The organism is Acinetobacter sp. D009 (genome assembly GCF_038562025.1).
Classification (GTDB): domain Bacteria; phylum Pseudomonadota; class Gammaproteobacteria; order Pseudomonadales; family Moraxellaceae; genus Acinetobacter; species Acinetobacter pittii.
In genome coordinates, this window is sequence record NZ_CP151886.1 from 2,482,015 (window position 1) to 2,499,656 (window position 17,642).

The 17,642-nt window shown below is 37.4% G+C and carries 20 protein-coding genes; 7 read left to right on the forward strand and 13 right to left on the reverse strand.

Going from position 1 to position 17,642, the window contains the following annotated elements; translation table 11 throughout:
- Positions 1-12: 12 nt before the first annotated feature.
- Positions 13-912 (forward strand): alpha/beta hydrolase, encoded by a 900-nt coding sequence (locus tag AAC388_RS11775; RefSeq protein ID WP_342370667.1) that lies wholly within the window; start codon positions 13-15, stop codon positions 910-912.
- Positions 896-1,810, forward strand: a complete 915-nt coding sequence (locus AAC388_RS11780; RefSeq protein ID WP_101663727.1) for an alpha/beta hydrolase — start codon at positions 896-898, stop codon at positions 1,808-1,810. The genes AAC388_RS11775 and AAC388_RS11780 overlap by 17 nt, the downstream gene beginning before the upstream one ends.
- Positions 1,811-1,934: 124 nt before the next feature.
- Here AAC388_RS11780 and AAC388_RS11785 read toward each other — a convergent pair whose 3' ends face one another.
- Positions 1,935-3,314: an EAL domain-containing protein gene (locus tag AAC388_RS11785; RefSeq protein ID WP_342370668.1), complete on the reverse strand. Its 1,380-nt coding sequence runs from the start codon at positions 3,312-3,314 to the stop codon at positions 1,935-1,937.
- A gap of 322 nt (positions 3,315-3,636) precedes the next feature.
- Here AAC388_RS11785 and AAC388_RS11790 point away from each other — a divergent pair, with 322 nt between their 5' ends.
- Complete coding sequence (locus AAC388_RS11790; protein ID WP_078220541.1) at positions 3,637-4,335, forward strand: DUF1826 domain-containing protein; 699 nt, start codon at positions 3,637-3,639, stop codon at positions 4,333-4,335.
- A gap of 67 nt (positions 4,336-4,402) precedes the next feature.
- Here AAC388_RS11790 and AAC388_RS11795 read toward each other — a convergent pair whose 3' ends face one another.
- Together AAC388_RS11795 and AAC388_RS11800 are read right to left on the reverse strand one after the other, a co-directional pair.
- Positions 4,403-4,864 carry a DMT family transporter gene (locus AAC388_RS11795; protein WP_228140584.1) on the reverse strand — a complete coding sequence of 154 codons (462 nt, stop codon included), beginning with the start codon at positions 4,862-4,864 and terminating at the stop codon, positions 4,403-4,405.
- 24 nt (positions 4,865-4,888) lie between these two features.
- On the reverse strand, positions 4,889-6,277 hold the full coding sequence (locus AAC388_RS11800; protein WP_342371579.1) for an amidohydrolase family protein: 1,389 nt from the start codon (positions 6,275-6,277) through the stop codon (positions 4,889-4,891).
- A gap of 134 nt (positions 6,278-6,411) precedes the next feature.
- Between AAC388_RS11800 and AAC388_RS11805 the strand changes: the two genes are divergently transcribed.
- Both AAC388_RS11805 and AAC388_RS11810 read left to right on the forward strand, forming a co-directional pair.
- Positions 6,412-7,311 carry a LysR family transcriptional regulator gene (locus AAC388_RS11805; protein WP_342370669.1) on the forward strand — a complete coding sequence of 300 codons (900 nt, stop codon included), beginning with the start codon at positions 6,412-6,414 and terminating at the stop codon, positions 7,309-7,311.
- A 186-nt stretch (positions 7,312-7,497) separates the two neighbouring features.
- Positions 7,498-8,526, forward strand: a complete 1,029-nt coding sequence (locus AAC388_RS11810) for a MerR family transcriptional regulator (RefSeq protein ID WP_342370670.1) — start codon at positions 7,498-7,500, stop codon at positions 8,524-8,526.
- Between the two features lie 123 nt (positions 8,527-8,649).
- Here the strand turns inward: AAC388_RS11810 and AAC388_RS11815 are convergent, their stop codons facing one another.
- Positions 8,650-9,120, reverse strand: a complete 471-nt coding sequence (locus tag AAC388_RS11815) for a spore coat U domain-containing protein (protein WP_336025674.1) — start codon at positions 9,118-9,120, stop codon at positions 8,650-8,652.
- Positions 9,121-9,629: 509 nt separating this feature from the next.
- Between AAC388_RS11815 and AAC388_RS11820 the strand changes: the two genes are divergently transcribed.
- Entirely contained in the window at positions 9,630-10,067 is a 438-nt protein-coding gene (locus AAC388_RS11820; protein WP_032038369.1) for a DUF2147 domain-containing protein, read from the forward strand.
- Positions 10,068-10,152: 85 nt separating this feature from the next.
- Here AAC388_RS11820 and AAC388_RS11825 read toward each other — a convergent pair whose 3' ends face one another.
- The 9 genes from AAC388_RS11825 to AAC388_RS11865 form a co-directional block, all read right to left on the reverse strand.
- Positions 10,153-11,457: an MFS transporter gene (locus tag AAC388_RS11825; RefSeq protein WP_342370671.1), complete on the reverse strand. Its 1,305-nt coding sequence runs from the start codon at positions 11,455-11,457 to the stop codon at positions 10,153-10,155.
- 348 nt (positions 11,458-11,805) lie between these two features.
- Positions 11,806-12,402, reverse strand: coding sequence for a cytochrome b/b6 domain-containing protein (locus AAC388_RS11830; protein WP_342370672.1), 597 nt, complete (start codon positions 12,400-12,402; stop codon positions 11,806-11,808).
- A gap of 12 nt (positions 12,403-12,414) precedes the next feature.
- Positions 12,415-13,479: a catalase family peroxidase gene (locus AAC388_RS11835; protein ID WP_342370673.1), complete on the reverse strand. Its 1,065-nt coding sequence runs from the start codon at positions 13,477-13,479 to the stop codon at positions 12,415-12,417.
- 316 nt (positions 13,480-13,795) lie between these two features.
- A complete protein-coding gene (locus AAC388_RS11840; protein WP_060465928.1) occupies positions 13,796-14,359 on the reverse strand; it encodes a TetR/AcrR family transcriptional regulator in 564 nt (187 codons plus the stop codon).
- 645 nt (positions 14,360-15,004) lie between these two features.
- Positions 15,005-15,193 carry a hypothetical protein gene (locus tag AAC388_RS11845; protein WP_081309099.1) on the reverse strand — a complete coding sequence of 63 codons (189 nt, stop codon included), beginning with the start codon at positions 15,191-15,193 and terminating at the stop codon, positions 15,005-15,007.
- A gap of 147 nt (positions 15,194-15,340) precedes the next feature.
- Positions 15,341-15,811 (reverse strand): hypothetical protein, encoded by a 471-nt coding sequence (locus tag AAC388_RS11850; protein WP_032038391.1) that lies wholly within the window; start codon positions 15,809-15,811, stop codon positions 15,341-15,343.
- Positions 15,812-15,907: 96 nt separating this feature from the next.
- The gene (locus AAC388_RS11855; RefSeq protein WP_081405283.1) at positions 15,908-16,057 is read right to left on the reverse strand and encodes a hypothetical protein; all 150 of its coding nucleotides are present in this window, start codon (positions 16,055-16,057) and stop codon (positions 15,908-15,910) included.
- A 231-nt stretch (positions 16,058-16,288) separates the two neighbouring features.
- The gene (locus tag AAC388_RS11860) at positions 16,289-16,498 is read right to left on the reverse strand and encodes a cold-shock protein (protein WP_014206275.1); all 210 of its coding nucleotides are present in this window, start codon (positions 16,496-16,498) and stop codon (positions 16,289-16,291) included.
- A gap of 230 nt (positions 16,499-16,728) precedes the next feature.
- Positions 16,729-17,049, reverse strand: a complete 321-nt coding sequence (locus tag AAC388_RS11865) for a hypothetical protein (RefSeq protein ID WP_032038393.1) — start codon at positions 17,047-17,049, stop codon at positions 16,729-16,731.
- A gap of 385 nt (positions 17,050-17,434) precedes the next feature.
- On the opposite strand from AAC388_RS11865, the gene AAC388_RS11870 reads away from it, so the two are divergent.
- Positions 17,435-17,587 (forward strand): hypothetical protein, encoded by a 153-nt coding sequence (locus AAC388_RS11870; RefSeq protein WP_081405284.1) that lies wholly within the window; start codon positions 17,435-17,437, stop codon positions 17,585-17,587.
- Positions 17,588-17,642 lie beyond the last annotated feature (55 nt).

The following is a 17,642-nucleotide window of genomic DNA, read 5'->3' on the forward strand; positions in this document are numbered from 1 at the left end:
TAAGAGATCAACATGAAAACTCAATTATTCAATGAAGAACCATATAACCAATTCCAACACCATTACATTCACATCGAGAGCAAAAAATTACACTACGTGACCTTAGGTGAAGGCCCAGCGGTATTACTTATTCCGGGCTGGCCGCAAACATGGTACGCATGGCACAAAGTCATGATTGAACTGGCAAAACAAGGTTATCGAGCAATCGCGGTTGATTTACCCGGAACAGGAAATTCAGCTCCATTGGATGGAAGTTACGATACGGGGCGTATTGCCAAAATTTTATCGATGCTCATGACTCTACTTGAATATCCAACTTATTCGGTTGTTGGTCACGACATTGGTATGTGGGTTGCCTATGCGCTTGCATCTGACTTTCCTGAGTCTGTAACTCGACTTGCGGTCACAGAGGCTGTGATTCCCGGTTTAGCGTCCGCACCTCCTATTTTTGTTGAGCCGAGTGAAAATATTTTTCTTTGGCACTTCATGTTTAACCAAACCCTAGATTTACCCGAAGCTTTAATCGCGGGCCGTGAAGATACTTATTTAAATTATATGTTTGATAAATGGTCGTGGCACAAAGATAAAGTTGCAACTGAAACTTATATTGAAGCCTATAAAATTCCCGGTCGGTTAGCAGCGGGGTTTAATTATTATCGCTCTATTCCAGAGACCATACGTCAAAATAAAATGAGAGAAACTAAAAATTTAGACATGCCAGTTTTAGCAATCGGTGCTGAACATGCCACAGATAATGCACCTTATGAAACCATGAAAAAGGTTTCACCGCATTTAACCAGTGCGATTGTAAAAGACTGCGGTCATTTCATTATGGAGGAACAGCCAAAAATATTTAGCTCACTCATTTTAGAATTTTTGCAGCAGGATAAAAACCATGCCTCTACTTGCTGAAATTGAAAGCTGGCTTAAATCCAGACCTACCGCACAAGGAGTAAACTCGTTACAAGCGCTAAGGGAGCAAGTAAATAAAGACATTATTGATCAGCAAGGCATTGAGCAAGATGCAAACTATCAGCAAAGTTTTTATGTTGCTGTTTCAGATGGCGCGGAAATTGAAGTTCGGATGTATGTTCCCTATTCACTTGAAAACGCTGAGCAACGGCCCGCATTGGTTTTTGCTCATGGTGGAGGTTGGTGTCTTGGAAGCTTAGATGCATGGAACCGCGCTTGTCGGTTATTAGCAGAAACTACTCAACAAGTTGTATTTTCTGTGGACTATCGTTTGGCGCCAGAATTTAAGTTCCCTACACCTTTAAATGATTTTTTTACGGCATTCCGTTATATCTATGAGAACGCTTCACGGTTTGGAGTGGATCAAAACCGCGTGACTGTAGGCGGAGATAGTGCGGGCGCCAATATAGCTGCCGCCACATGTTTAATGGCAAAACAACACCCAGAAATTAAGGTGAGCCATCAACTTCTTTTCTACCCCGCTTTAGATGCCACGATGAGCAGCAAGTCTTATCAACAATATGCCGAAGGTTATGGTTTGGACTCAGCGACAATGGTTTATTGTTGGGATCAATATGTGCAGCATGAAAGTCAGAAACAGAATGAGCTTGTAAGTCCATTACTCGCTCAGTCTTTGGAAGGACTACCAGATGCAACCATTTTTGTGTGTGAATATGACCCTGTTCGGGATGATGGTGAAAGATATGCTCAAAAACTGTGGGATGCGGGTATTCAGGTGAACTTTCATTTGTTGGAAGGGATGATTCACGGCGCGATTCACATGCTGGCAATTAGCCCTGACAAAGTAAATTCTATCTACCGCAATATTCAAATGTAGAACTTTTTATTATTCAAATATATTACTTAGTTGGGCCACTCTTCAAAATTGTTTAATGACATTTTCGGAGTGGCCTAATTAAATTTTGGCTATCAATAGCGGTTCTCATGAGTCCTTATTGAAATTAATTTTTCATTTTGAAATGGGCTATCTGTTTTACGAAGTCATTTAAAGGCATCGGACAGCCCCATAAATAGCCTTGAAACTCAGTACATCCATTATTTTTAAATGCACTAAATTGTTCAGTCGTTTCGATGCCTTCTACCAACACTCTGAGGTTCAAATCTAGACCAATTTTAATAATGCCAATCACTAATTTATTACTGCGTTTATCATCCAACGCCGTCTGTACAAAGCTACGGTCAATTTTGATTTGTCTGATGGGCATTTTTTGTAGATAGCTTAAAGATGAATAACCTGTACCAAAATCATCAAGAGAAAGCTGAACTCCTTGTTTAGATAAAAAGTTCATTTTTTCGATCATGCTTACACAATTCGTTAAAGCAATATTTTCAGTAATTTCTAATATGAGCCGAGATGGATTGACGTCATATTTCTGAATCAGCCCAATCACAGTTTGCTCAAAGTTTGGTTGCATGAAGTGATCAGCACTAATATTAATTGAAAGCGTAAGATCTTTAGTCTCGGCTTTTTTACTCCAATCTTGTAGAACTTTGCAGGCTTGAGCCAATACCCATTCCCCGATCTCTGGCATTAACCCAAAAGTTTCGGCTGCTGGAATAAAATCTTTTGTGGGAATATATCCTAAAACAGGATGATGCCATCTTAATAAAGCTTCCGCGCCAATTAGCGTTTCAGAAGCATTAATTTGCGGTTGATAAAAAAGCTCAAACTGTTCTTTTGCAAGTGCTAACCGTAGGTCTTGCACCATAGTGCTTTCGGTTTGTATCTCTAATTGCATGGTGTAAATTGAAATGCAAATCATGAGTGTCGCTACACAAGTTGCAATCCATCCCCCATGATCACGAATATCTTCAGGTAAAGGTATGGCGCTCTCAAGATTAAAAGAGCTGCCACTAAAAAATATAAAGCATCCAATCGACAAAAGAATTAAAGCAGCTTGTAAAAAGCTTGGATTTCTACGGTAATTCAAATATCCCAATATCGCCCCAGCGGGTAAAAACAATTGAGCCACTTGCGGACGGTCACTTGTAGCGACATCAAAAAATAAGCAAAAAATGACTGGAAAAACAAGCAGAACGACTTGAGATAAAAGAATACCCGCTGAAATGCGGTTTATATAAATAAGAAAAAGGCTAAATATGGAGATCAGTGTAAAAATGATATCCATACCCACAATTAACCACATTTGTGCAAATATAAAATATGTGGTCCAAAACAAACAAAAAATAATACAAATGAAGATATTTGCTTTTGCGGCGGTTGTAAGCTGCTGATCCTTTACGGTACGGTAATTTTTTTTGCGTTTTTTAAAGTAAGACGAAGCTATCATAAATAAATCAACCGTAAAATATTTCTTCATAAACCCCAAGCTTGATCAGTGATATACCCTGTCAATTTTTACCAATAAAACCTCATGTTTTATTTATTTTTATATGACTCATCTTGAGGTGGGTGTTGTTTTAATTGTGGTGGCACAGTCCGGTTGTTTAATTGAATAATTTTGTTTTTCAATCACCTTATTATTTTAAAGTATTATCCCCTAACGATACATGTCTCTACTAGGCTACACAAGGTTTGAGTGCGAACAGCAATTAACTTATTTAATGAGAAATACTATTTAGCGACTACAGTTAGCTCAGTGTATATTATGCGACTCGGCTTCTGGTTTATCTAATTCTCATATGAAGAACGCATTTTCTGACAGCAATCAAATTAGAAAAGTGTCTAGTTTCTCTGAACTTGTAAATACACATTTTCAAGGAGAGACAAATGCGATTTGTTGGCACAGAAATTTGGTGGGCGACTTTAAAGAAATTGTGAATAAGCTTCAGTTAAAAGAAAATATTACAGAAGTTTCTGTTGAAGACTTGTTAGCCCTGCAACTTTCAGAAAAAGGTAATTTGGCGAGAGCAATTATTTTAGAAGATATAGAGCAGTTAACTGATTTTGGCGCATCACCTGTACTTAATTTACTTAAAAACTATGAACGCGATGAGGAGCTAGATTTCATTTCAACAGATGTATATTCATTTCATGTTGACCGCTCCCCCATTGAAACCGATACCTTTTTATGTACCTATCACGGCGCTGCTAGCGATATTGTGCCCAACGATCAGGTTAAACAAAAAGTTTTAATTCCAGAAATTAGAGAAAAGCTCAAAGAATTACATGACGGTTCTGATGCTGACTTTGAAGCTTTTTTGGCAGAGTATTTTTTTGATTTGCATTATCAGCCTAAACCCGATGCCCAACCTGTAAATTTAGGTACGGGACATATTTGGCGTTTAGCAGTAGATCATCCAACTCAAAAGGTTTTACCTTGTGTTCATCGAGCACCTGTTGAAAAAGATGGCGAGTATCGGTTGCTGTTGATTTGTTAAATATATTGCCACTCCATGACGGGAATGGCGTGGGGTCAACTTATATCAGGCGTTTTAAATCCAAAACTCATCCCCTGTCACCGAAAAGAGCAATCCCTAGACCTATCAGCATGACCAGTGTTCCACATAGTTTAAACATGGAAACTGGTCGTTCGGCCGCCCCTAGTAATCCAAAATGATCAATCAACAATGACGAGATAATTTGTCCAGCAATTGCCAGCCCCAGCAAAGCCGATAACCCGATTCTAGGTGCAAGGACGACGTAGCTCAGTAATGCGCAAGAACCTAGAACTCCGCCCATAAGACTCCACCATGGTTGATCAGGAATAGCGATCAGTGAAGAAGCTATTCCGCCTCGAACCAGAGAATAAAACCCAAGGCATACCGCACCAGCAGTAAATGAAAATAATGCCGCAGCGACAGAATTCCCGCCTATACCTTTAGCCAGTTGGCCATTCAATGTGGTTTGTAGAGTAATCCCCAGCCCCGCACCAAAAGCCATGAGGTAATAGATAACATTTATAGACATATTGTTTGCTCCCTCTTAGACAACTTATTCCAGAGGTAGAAACGTCTCGGTAAAAATATCTGGAGTATAACCAGCCGCAACGAAAAGATGCTGGCGAGATTCATCAATCGCTGCACGAAGTTGCTCACTGTCCACACCCAACACTTTACCGTCACGTTTAACGATTCTTCCACCAATCATCACCGTATCGATATTGCTGCGTTCAGTTGCATGAACAACCGTGCCAAATGCATTACCAGACGGATAAAGATTAATGTCATCCGTTCGAATTAATATCAGGTCAGCTTGTTTACCGGGTGTCAGGCTGCCGATTTTTTCTTGCAGACCTGCACAAGTAGCACCATCAGCCGTTGCAGCTTTGAGAAGGTTTTGCGCCTGAAAGGTCACTGGCGAATGTGCCGAACCACAACATTTGTTTTGGTGCATGCCCATTACACGCTGTAAGTAAAATGCTACGCGCATTTCCATAAACATATCGCCACTATAAGACGTTTCATTATCTACACTCAAACCAGGTCTAATGCCATGACGTAGAGCCGATTGCATGGCAAACATACCGTCTTCGATACCATAGTGAGCATCTGATCGTGGGCATACGTTTACTCGCACTCCAGCTTCGCGCAAAATTTTCCATCCAGCATCTGGCAGCGAGGTACAGTGGTTAAAGATATTATCTGGCCCTAACAGACCTTGTTGATGCAGACCCTCTAGTGCAGCAGCCATTTCCCCACCAAAAAATTCAGTAATGATTGGTAGCCCTAATCTGCGTGCCTCAGCCCATAATTCGGGTTCTAACTGAGCCATGGCAGCTAATGATACCAAACCGTTTTTACTATTTTTAAAATATTTTTCTTGAAGACGTTCGAGATTACTAGGCCAGTTCGCTCTATCCCAATCTCCTGTTACTGGTGCACCAGAAGCGTGTACAGCCCGAATACCAGCATCTAGTAAAGCTTCAACAGCCGCATCAGAGTGGGCCGCACTGCGACTATTGTGTGAGTTATCAATCAATGTTGTGATACCCGCATCTATACAACCTAGAGCTGTAAGCAAATTACCGATGTACATATCTGCTGGGCGATAATACTTGGCAAAAGAATAATGCGTCGCGTTGCAATAGTTTTCTAAGCTTTCGGCATTCGGATTAATCCTTCGTAATTGTCCTTCCCATGAATGTCGATGGGTATCAACCATCCCCGGCATCGCGATCATATTGGATGCATCAATAATAGCTGCACCTTCGGCTTCTAAATTTTCACCAACGGCGATAATCGTACCGTTCTCGATAAGAATATCTCCGCGAACCATGTTCCCAATTACGCTATCCATGCTTAGGATCGTCGCCCCGCGAATCAGTGTTCTATTTGGTGAAGACTTAGTCAGCTGCACTATGTTTCTGTTGTAATCAGTCATCATTATTCCAACTTCTCAAATGTATGCTGAAAATCTATCTGAAGTGATAATGCTGAAAAAGCTGGTTAAACTGTTTTGATTATTCAGTAAAAACGAATAATCTAAGAGTGTGAGTATAGTATTGGGACAAAAGTATGAGATTGGATCGTATTCAGGCAATGCAGATTTTTGTTCGGGTGGCAGAAGTTGGGAGCTTTATCCACGCGGCAGAAGCACTTTCACTACCCGCTTCAACAGTCACCAGCACAGTTAAAAATCTTGAAAAGTATTTACAGGTACGCCTGTTAAATAGGACAACGAGACGGGTTAGCCTGACTCCAGAGGGAGCAGAATATCTCATCCAGTGCCGAGAAATAATCGACCTCATTGAACACACCGAATCCAACCTGACTAACGCCATCAAACAGCCACAGGGCCGATTACGAGTTGATATGCCTGCGGGCATTGCTCATTCGGTCATCATGCCCAATCTGCAAGAGTTTCAACAGCGTTACCCTGATATTTATCTCATGATAGGTGTCAGCGATAGACAAGTAGACCTGATTAAGGAAGGCGTGGACTGTGTAATCCGCATGGGAAATTTAGAGAACTCCACGCTGGTAGCTCGCCCTCTTGGTGAGTTCCGCTGGGTCACATGCGCTTCAGCTGCATATTTAAAAGAAAATGGATTTCCACAAACTCCCAATGATTTGGAACATCACCGAGCTATTCATTATTTTTCAGGGAGCAACAGACACGCTGGTGAAATGCGCTTTGTACGAAATGAAGAGAAAAAAACCGTACAAATGAATGGTACTGTTGCCGTTAATGAAACTGAGCTTTATATCAAAATGTGCCTTGAAGGATATGGCCTCGCTCAACTTGCAGAAAGACTTGTGATAGATCACTTAAAAGAAAAACGACTAATCGCAGTATTACAAGACTGGTGTCCACCCCCTGTTGCCGTGACTTTACTTTATCCACATCAGCGTTTTCTTTCACCAGCAGTACGGGTGTTTTCTGACTGGATAGACGAGCTCATTAGGAATTATTAAACCAACTCACTTTAAAAGACCTTTTTTAAGATCTTGCAATGAAACTCAGGTAATTATTGAAATAAAGAGATAAATTCGAATATTTACTAAAGCAAAAATAATGAAAAAATATGATTTAAAGTAGTTGACCCTCACGTAACGTAAGCCCCTAGCATAAAACACGCCTAAGGAAGAAGGAGCTAAAAGATGCTGTTAAAAGTTGGTGAATTGGCTAAGCAAACAGGACTTACTGTCCGTGCTCTTCATCACTATGACGATATCGGTTTACTTCAGCCTTCGGTCCGTTCCGATGCTGGTTATCGACTATACACCCGTAAAGACATTACTCGTTTGCATCAGATTCAAGCATTACGAGGACTGGGAATGTCGTTAGCCGAAATCCATACGGTTCTTGAAGACCCCAATCTTGCACTTTTACCGATTATTGATCAGCAGATTCAAGCAATTGATCAAAGGCTGACAGAGCAAAAGAAATTGCTAAATCAGCTCAGCAAACTTAAATCTCAGATCATAAGTGGTGAAGAGCTTGGTTTGGAGGATTGGCTAAAAACACTGGAGCTTATAGCGATGTTTGAAAAATACTTTACAAAAGAAGAGCTTGAAAAACTGACTTTCTTACAAGCAGGCACTAAAAGCCACCAAGAATGGCAAGGGTTAACTCAAGCAGCAAATGCACTATTTAATGCTGGCGAACCATCTAATAGCGAAGCCGCTCAAGACTTGGCTCGAAAGTGGATGAAAACCCTTGAGCACAATACGCGAGCTAACCCAGAATGGTTAGTTAAACTAAATGCTATAAACTCAGCCGAACCTGAATTTCAGGAAAAATTAGGCGTAACGCCACAAGTTGTTGAGTTTTTACTTAAAGCTTTTTCTGAGAGTAAGCTGAGTATTTTTGCCCGTTATTTATCTGACGATGAGTTTACTTTTTTAAAAGAAAATTACATTCGTGAGATGAAAAAATGGCCTCAATTATTGGTCGATATTGAAAAATTGATTGATGCCGAGGTCACACCAGATAGTGATGGAGCAAAGCATTTGGCACAACAATGGCTCTCTATGCTACAAGGCTATGCTGGCAAAAACCCAAGTACTCAAGAAAAAATCCGTACAGCAATGCAAAATGAACCAAGCCTTGCTGACGGTACTTGGCTCAAACCAGTGACCCTACAATTTTTGGAAAAAGCAGTAGCAGCACTAATGCGTGGTGCTTAGTTCTATCAAAGCAGCTGGCTACACCATAATTTGGTGTAGCTTTTTAAAATACTCTACTCACCCCTAAAAACAGGTTTCTTATAAATTAGTTTTTGATATTTATAATTATTTTGGTTTCCACAATTAATATATAACATTCACACGAACCCAATCTTCGTACTTGGTTGCTTGAACATTGGTGCTTGATATGATCGCCCCGTGAATCGGAATATTTTCTTTCATCCCTGTCGCAATTCGTGAACGAACTTTATCTGCCGCCCCTCCCCAAATTTGAGTGTGGCCCGCATCTTGATACAGTACATATGCAACAGATGCTGGGCTGGCAGTAGATTTAAGTTCAAAGTTATTGTCTGAGGTTACAGCCAGTTGATAGGGTGTATTTTTGCTGCATTGCACAGTTACATCAGTTCTTGCAGTAGGAACTGGCTGAGCACGTTCAACCGAACCAAAATCTAGGTTTCCTTGTGTGGAAACTTCACAAGTTTCTAGAATGGTTAAACTGACCCTTAACGATGTAGATGCATTTCCAGCATCTGCACTATTTATTGTCAGCATTCCCATCAGAGAAAATAAGGCATGTCTAATGACTTTCATGTCTTCTCCTTAACTTTTTGTTCTAATGTCTATTCATCTTTATATTGTGTTTTTTCTGTTCCTATTAAAGAAACAGCTTTCAGGATTCTTTAGTTATAAGACTTAATATTGCACAGTGTCAATCTATACTAATCACATGATTTGCATATTATTTTTATAATTTGTGATGAGTTACACGCAATCTAACTAATTTAAAAAGTAGTGGATGTTTTTTATTTCTCCTAAGCGTAAATTTTGTCATTATTTATCAAATTGTATGCAGTTTAATCACCCCACTACTTCTAAAAATTATCAGTAATTTATAATCTGCTTTTAAATCTTGCGTAATCATTCTGTCCATTCTCGCAATTGCATAAAAAAACCGATCAAAATAATATCCAAACAAATAGATTATAACTTTACATATTGTTTAGCTTATAGATTCAATACTAAGAAATTGTGAAGTTAAATTTAAAATGAATAATTCTGGCCTTTAAAACCATTTATTTTTAATTCGAGAAACCATTGATATGAAAAAATATTTATTATTAATTTTATTCAGCTTTTATTCGGTTCATTCATTTGCATCGGACAAATTACATGGCAGTGTTTGGAAAACCATTGATGATGCAACCAATCAGCCTAGGGCGCTGGTAAGATTTAACCAAGATAAAAATGGCAACCTCTCTGCAAACATCGAAAAAATACTTGTTCCAAGTGAGGCTAACAAATGTACGATGTGTGAAGGTACCTACAAAAACAAATCTTTGATTGGCTTAACCATCGTCAAAAATTTAAAAAGTGTCGGTCAAAATAAATATGACAAGGGATCTATCCTTGACCCACAGTCAGATAAGACCTATCGCTTTAGCTTAACAGTATCCCCAGATGGCGAAAAACTTACCGCGCGTGGATATATTGGTATCTCTGCAATTGGTCGAAATCAAACGTGGTATCGAGTTAAATAGCTCATGAACTAGCAGTAACCAACTCTTTGTAGCTACTCACCGATCATAATTACAATCAATATGTGCATGATGCATGTAATAGTTTTTATGATCGGTACTTAGCTTGAATCATTAGCATGATAATGACGAGTAGCGAAGGTATTGCAGCAATCACGAATAAATGGGTAATGACCAGAAATTGGGAAAGGTAGCCTCCAAATAGTGGCCCAATGACCGAACCCAAACGGGCAATTCCGATACTCCAGCCCACCCCTGTAGTACGAAGTGAAACTGGGTAATAACTAGCAGACAATGCATTAATGGCAGGTTGCCCACCAACAATGGCAAAACCAGCAATAAAAATGATAATAAACAATAAAACGATATGGCTAACAGCATAGCCAATTAAAGCAACACTCATCACAGCAACCAAAAAAACAGGAATTAATACTTTATAAAATCCTGTCTTATCGATTTTAAGGCCCATCACAACACTACCAATCGTACCGCCTAATTGTAGAGTGGAACCGATCAACAATGCCTGATTTAATGAAAGTCCTGACTCTTTGGCCAAAGTCGGTAACCAGTTTGCCAGAAAATATAGACTGATCATATTTAAAATACTGATGATCCAGATGGAATAGGTAAAAAACGCACGCTGATTTTTAAACAACTCAAGCGGCGACTTTTTAACCTCAACTTCAGTGTTATTGATGATTTTTATTTCTGAATTAAATGTTAATGCGGGATAAAACTTCTTTAACCAAAACAAAATCTTAGGATTATTTTTATTATCTTCACTCAAAAAATATAAAGATTCTGGCAGCTTAAAGTATGTGATAAAGAAAATAATTAAAGGAACAATACCGCCAAAATAGAAAATCGCCTGCCAACCTCCCCAAGGAACTAATAAGGCGGATATACCGCCCCCTAACATTGCCCCTACCGTATAGCCACAAGAAATGACCATCATGGTGAAAATACGAGATTTGAATGGAACAATTTCGGAGCTATAAGCCATAACATTTGGCATGATACCTCCTAAAAAAATTCCTGTAACAAAGCGGATTACAGTTAATTGCTCAATATTGCCTACATGTGGTGTCACCAGCATCAATACCGAGAACATAAAGGTCGAGATCAGTAAGATGGGACGGCGGCCAAACCGATCAGAGAGTGAACTTAATAAAAATGATCCGACAAACAAACCAAACAAGCTGGCGCTAAACACAATCCCTAGCATGGATTTTTGAACGCCCCATTCTTCTATAATCATTGGGGCTGCGTAAGCCATAGACTGGATGTCATAGCCATCCATAATCATGAGTAATAAACAGGTGATCAGAATAAATTTTTGATAACGTCCAACTTTCTGCTGATTGATCAAATCACTTAATGCAACTTCTTTCATGGTATTCCCTTCTCCATGACATGCTTTAAATTAATTCATTTTAATTATGCAATACGTAATCAATTTACGATTTACGTAAAATAAAATAGCAATAATATGCCAACAAAGTCAAAATATTATTTTTTCATAATATAAACAAAAAGTTAGATCGGATGATTTGATTCTATCGGAGTAATGATCTCAGCTTATTGCACGGGGTCTATGGTCTGCTCATCTAACAAAAAACAAGCAAACCAAACATTCTATTAATTAAATTATTTTTAGATTCAAACAGATGATTTAAAAAACAATCGAAAATCTTTTCCCTCTCATCCGTCTGATCTGAGCTTAAGAGCTAAATCACTCCCCTCAATCAGCATTCTTCTTTTCAGCAGAAGATCCATTACTTGATGGTTTAGAAGAGCCCAAAGCCATACTTGAGAATACGCCATCGCGATAAATCCATGCATGTAATAACGCAGCAGACAGATGACCAATAACCACAGCAAATAGTAGCCAAGCCAAAATTCCGTGTAGAGTACGGAACCAAGCATAAAGCGTAGAGTTGGTGGGTGCTATAGGTGGAAGGTCCCAACCCGGAAATAAAGTTACAGGCCAATTACCTGCCGATAGCGTAGCCCATCCGAGCAATGGCAAACTAAACATCAAAAGATAAAGCAGCCAATGTGATGCATGGGCCATAAATGCCTGCCAGCGCGGTACAGTCGGCGGCAAAGGTGGAATTGGAAAATAGAGTCGATTTATTAATCTAATGATGACCAATAATAAGATTGCGATTCCTAAAGGACGATGGATATCGATTAACCACGGACGCCAAGTGATTGAGGTTGTCATTCCAACACCAATAAATAGCATGGCCAAAATCGCTACCGCCATAAGCCAATGTAGAATTCGAGCAGTCAAATTAAAATGACGTGGAGCATTATTTTTAGATTTGTTTTGCATGGCTGATCTCTCCTATTTGCCCACGGCATCCGTTGCTTTGCCAAATCCAATTTCACGTAAGCGAGCATTGTAAGATTGTGAATAGATGCCTGCTCGTGCGGCGAGTACCGGATCATCTGATAACTCAATTCCCGGTGGAACTAGTGTTGGATCAAAATTAATGTCACGGCAAACGCCATTTACCTGTTCAGTTACATTTTTGACTTCCAATGTTCCTGCTATCACTTCTTTGCGTTCTTTTGGCCAAGGTTGAGACGGGTCATTCACTGGGTCTCCCGGCTCGGCAAGTTGCAAAACTAAATCCCAATATAGCGGCCCTTCAGCTAAACGTTTTTTGATGTCTTTAAATAAAAAATCATGGCCAGCTTGATCACGTTGTTCTTTCGTCAGGCTAATAAATTTTGAATGAGGACGCATAGACCAACGGACTGGCTGTTCTTGTCCATTGGCAGCCCGCAATATAAAAGCATTTACGACATAAAATTCTGCGCCACTGAAACTACCGGTTAATGGCATCTTCGCCTTTTGCTCAATAGACTTACGTGCTTCTGGATATTCTTTTAAGAAAGCATCAACTAGGGCTGGATCAGGTTTGCCAGTAGCTGGAACTGGTTTAAATGCTTTTTGCTGCGCCAAAAAACCTTCGGCATTTCGTGTAGGGAAATAGGGAAAGTTGTTTAATTTCATGCGCCATTGTGAATGATCAGCTGCGGAAAGTAATAAAGCCATACTTACTGTTGCTGTCGAATTATCTGCCGCATGCGGGTTACCACTTCCAATAGAGAATCGGCCAATCGCTGGTATATCAGACTTGGCAAATACAGTGGCTTTAGAGAGTGCCGCCGCCGCACCATTACTGTGGTAAGTGCCATCAAAACAAATACCCTTACCGTGTGCACGTCGATATCCGGGATCAAAGTTATTTAATGAGTCGCCCAAAAAAGTTTTGCTTGTGGTGCGATGTCCAAATAGACCGGCGACCCAAGCAAATGCCAATACTAAGGAGCCCGCGATTACAGCAATACCCACGAATCGCAGCCAATACTTCTTTAGAGTTTTAAAATTCAAATTATTCATTCTTCATCCTGTGTAAATTGTATGGCTGCATCCCTAAAAAAGAGTTTGATCATGTCAAAAGAGACTTACTTACATTGATGGAATCACGTTCAAAATTAGCTCAGTAAATAAAATCCCGAAAGTTCTGGATCCAATAGAGATAAGCCTTAATATAATATTTATTTCCCGATCATATAAGGTACGTACCTCGGGGTTAGTATTAATCTTATTAACATTTGAATGGAGATAAATAAAGCATGGTAACGAAGAATCTAGAAGCTCCCACATTGACCGAAAGAGTCCGAAGAGGTGATCTTTTTAAAAGCGAGCTCGTTAACTAATGATGATTGATCATAGAGATGAGAAAACAATCCAACACCTTTTCCCGATCGACTGCCCCATCTGAACTTAAAAGCTGAATAATTATGCCTTCAATCATATATAGAAATAGCTTAGCGTCTTGAAAAGTCGCATCTTTCTTGAATGCTCTAAGCTGACTATAGATTTCATTAATGAGCCACGTTCTATATCTCAACGCGGTTTGATAGGCTTTTGGATGGGTCAGTTTTGTTTCAAACATGGCTTTAAACAATAAATAGTACAGTCCCTCTAAATCGGTATGTAAGAAATAAAGTTTCTTAAGTTTTTCCTTCACGTTTGAACCTTGGTCGTATTCAACAATTGAAACCACTTTTTCTTTTAGACGTTCTTTTTGTACGATCAGGCAGATTTCAATAAACCGCTCTTTTGAATGAAAGAAGTTATAAAAAGTCGCTTTGGTAATTTTTGACTCTTTAACAATTCTGTCGACCCCAACCGTATGAAAGCCGTGATGCTGAAATAAATCAATCGACGTATTAATAACTTGAATAGCACGTGTTGAGAGAACTAACTTTGGCATAGTTTTACCGTTATAAAAATTCTTGTTGTATATAAATGAGATAAAAAACCTTTGCCTTTTCTGGGAGAAAAAAGGCACAGCAAAGCCTATAAAGACTGTGCTTGGCACATCTCAAGTTTTATTGTTGAGTAAGTTTTTTGGTCGTGACGATTTAAAGCTTGAAAACCTTAGGGCGATCAAACTGCTTTAAACGTTTAAGCTGTGTCGTTATAGCTTTTGGCATTGAGAGCCAATAAATAATGGATGTGCAAAGCCAACTCCTTTTTATTTAGAGTTCTGCCAGACATTAAATTTATGGTGGCAGAACGAAAGAGGGTTGACAGACTGGTGAAAGATATAACCAGCACACCCGAAGGTGTCCCTCTCCCGTCCTACCGCTACGGGAGGAGACTAGGAGTTTACACATAAGAGTATCCCTCAGACGGAATAACTCTGATGCGATCTTTCATTCAGCCTGTCAAAGCCGGCTGGCAATGTGGCCAGCAGGCAAAGGATAAGCTTCACATTTATTGCAGTCAAGCACACAAAATAACATTTGTTTTAAAATAGATCATTAAAAAAGTAAGGCTAAATAATGAATAAGTTATTGTTAAATTGGGGTTTATAAACAGGCCTTTCCCTGCTTAAAATAGGAGGCAAAATTCACTAACGACTATATAGCGGATCTTCCTCAACAAAAAACACCTCACCCGATGAGGGTAAAACCCATTGATAAGTTCCTTCTATTTTCTGCATCTTTTCTTTAAAAATATCATATATCGCTATAAGGTTATGTTTTTCATCATATTCCCCTACATAGCCAAGTTCCTTTTCTTCATGAAAATCTCTAAACATTTTATGCATTTTTACGGCTCTAAGTTCCATATCTTTTCTCCTTTTTATTATCAATATAATTATTATGATCTCTTTTTATTTTCAATACTAAAAAAAATGTACCAAAATATATCTTATAGAAATATCAATTAAATAGTTATCGTAAATTTAATATTTATCAAACCTAAACTTTTCCATATCGTATGGTATGTCTAATTTCACACTCCATTGGTTTATTTTTTCACTCATTATAACGGCATCAACTTCAAAAGCATCTCGCTCACTAAAACCTTTTGTTTTTAAAAAATTAACAAAACTGGAAGAATTTATTTTATTAAGATATCCAACTCTTAAAGTATCTATATACACTGCAATTTTATTTGTTTCTTTTTCAAGGCATATTACAGCATTTTTAAAGACATTATTTCTATCACTATTTTGATTGCCGACTAAAGTTATCAATTCTTCTTGGTATAAAGTTACAATTATTTCATGTTCGAAAAAGTTCTTATTCTCTGTAAATATTTTTCCAGCTATTTTTAGAGTACTTTCGGGGAGCTCCAGTTTAACTGTAGAAAAAACCTTAAATAAAATATAAGCAAAAACAAACAAAATTAAAATTATTATAATAAAAGACATATTAAAAACATTCCTCTTAATTTTATAAATTGGCAAAAAGAATCATTATTCTTTCTACCAACCCATCATTTAAGAAAAAACAAATTTATTATATTATTATTTTTTCTCAATTTTATCATTTTGATCAACTTTTTCTACAGCATTCTGATCAGGACTTTTAGGCTCAAACTCTTTACCGTCTTGCTGTTGCTGTTGTTGCTCTTTTGATTTGTCTTGATCGCTTTTAACTTGGTTTTGTTGAGACATTAGAGTCTCTCCTATTTAATGTTGTGTAGATGATTATCTAGCACTTAGTTAACATAGTCCTTTTACCTTTATATAGATACAACGCAAGTGTATCTGAATATGATATTGTTGTTTATCATTACAATAATTTATATTTTTAATTTATATTTTTAATTTATTTAAAATTATCTTTATGATTAATATACTAAAAACAAAAAAAGCACCTAAGATGCTTTTTTTATTTTTAAAATATTATTGGGCAATAATATTAGTAGCTGTAAGACCTTTTTGTCCTTGAGCTATATTAAAACTAACACGTTGACCTTCATATAAGGTTTTAAACCCTGAACTACTAATTTCTTTAAAATGTGCAAAAACGTCTGGGCCTGTATCTTGTTGAATAAAACCAAAACCTTTAGTTTCATTAAACCATTTCACTGTACCGATTGCTGTATTAGACATAATATATCCTTTGATTTTTAATAATATAAAGTCACATTTTATGACTCATTAAACTTTGAAAAAATAATAACGAATTGAGTTTAAGATCTTAAAAAAACGAAGGATTATGAATAAAACTACGATACTAAAAGAGGATTTACTAATAAGTCTTTTTTTCTAGTTAAATCGAGTATACGCCAAATAAATATTTATACAACACATTTAAAAAATATTTATTTTCGTACCGTTATTTAAAAATAATAACTCCTAGATACAGAAATACTTTTTACAAATCCCGCCAACCAAAGAATAAATTCATGTTCATTATCAAAATTAGGGAGAAGGCTTAAATCAATTTTAACAATACGCTCTTTCATTGGCCTATTTAAACAACTTTCAAAATCAATAACAGGATATTTTAATTGTAAATTGTTTATAGCTGCTTCTTTTTTAATTTCAATTAACAGTCTATTCAGACAGTCAATTAAATCCTTAGAGGACTGATTTTTAAAGTGAATATTATTGTAAACACTTTCAGCCACATCAAAATATTTTTTCATTTCATCATCCATATTTCCCTCATTTTTTAATTAATTTGATTGAGTATGCATGTAAAACTGTATCTTTATGTTGTATAAATATATTTACAGATCGAATCCCCCACTTTAATTAAAAATATTTCCTACAATTAAGAAATCAAAATAATATATTTAAATAAATTATAATTATCAAAAAACCATTGAAAACAATAGCTCTCTAGCTATATGTTAACTCTTGTATTTGATTAAAATTTGCTTCCACTTATATATCAACAGTCTATTTGGTTCAAAGAAACATTATGTCGAGAATTAAGCACTTTCAGGCACATATCTCTACATAGAGTTCTCATAATCACCGCAATGTAAGCGAATTAAAGGCCTACGATGAAGCTTCCTTACTATTATTAAGAAGTTTAAAATGTCTGATTTCAAAGAATTTTCAAAAAAAACCACACAAAACCAAAATGATTCTAATGCTCAACCTAATGAGGATAAAACTGAAAAACCTGTACAATCGCCTGAAGAAGAAAATAATCCTAAAGAAAATAATAATGAAGAAAAAAAAGAATAAAATAATTGATAGCTCAAAAGCTCTATATTAAATAGAGCTTTTGTTTAACATCATA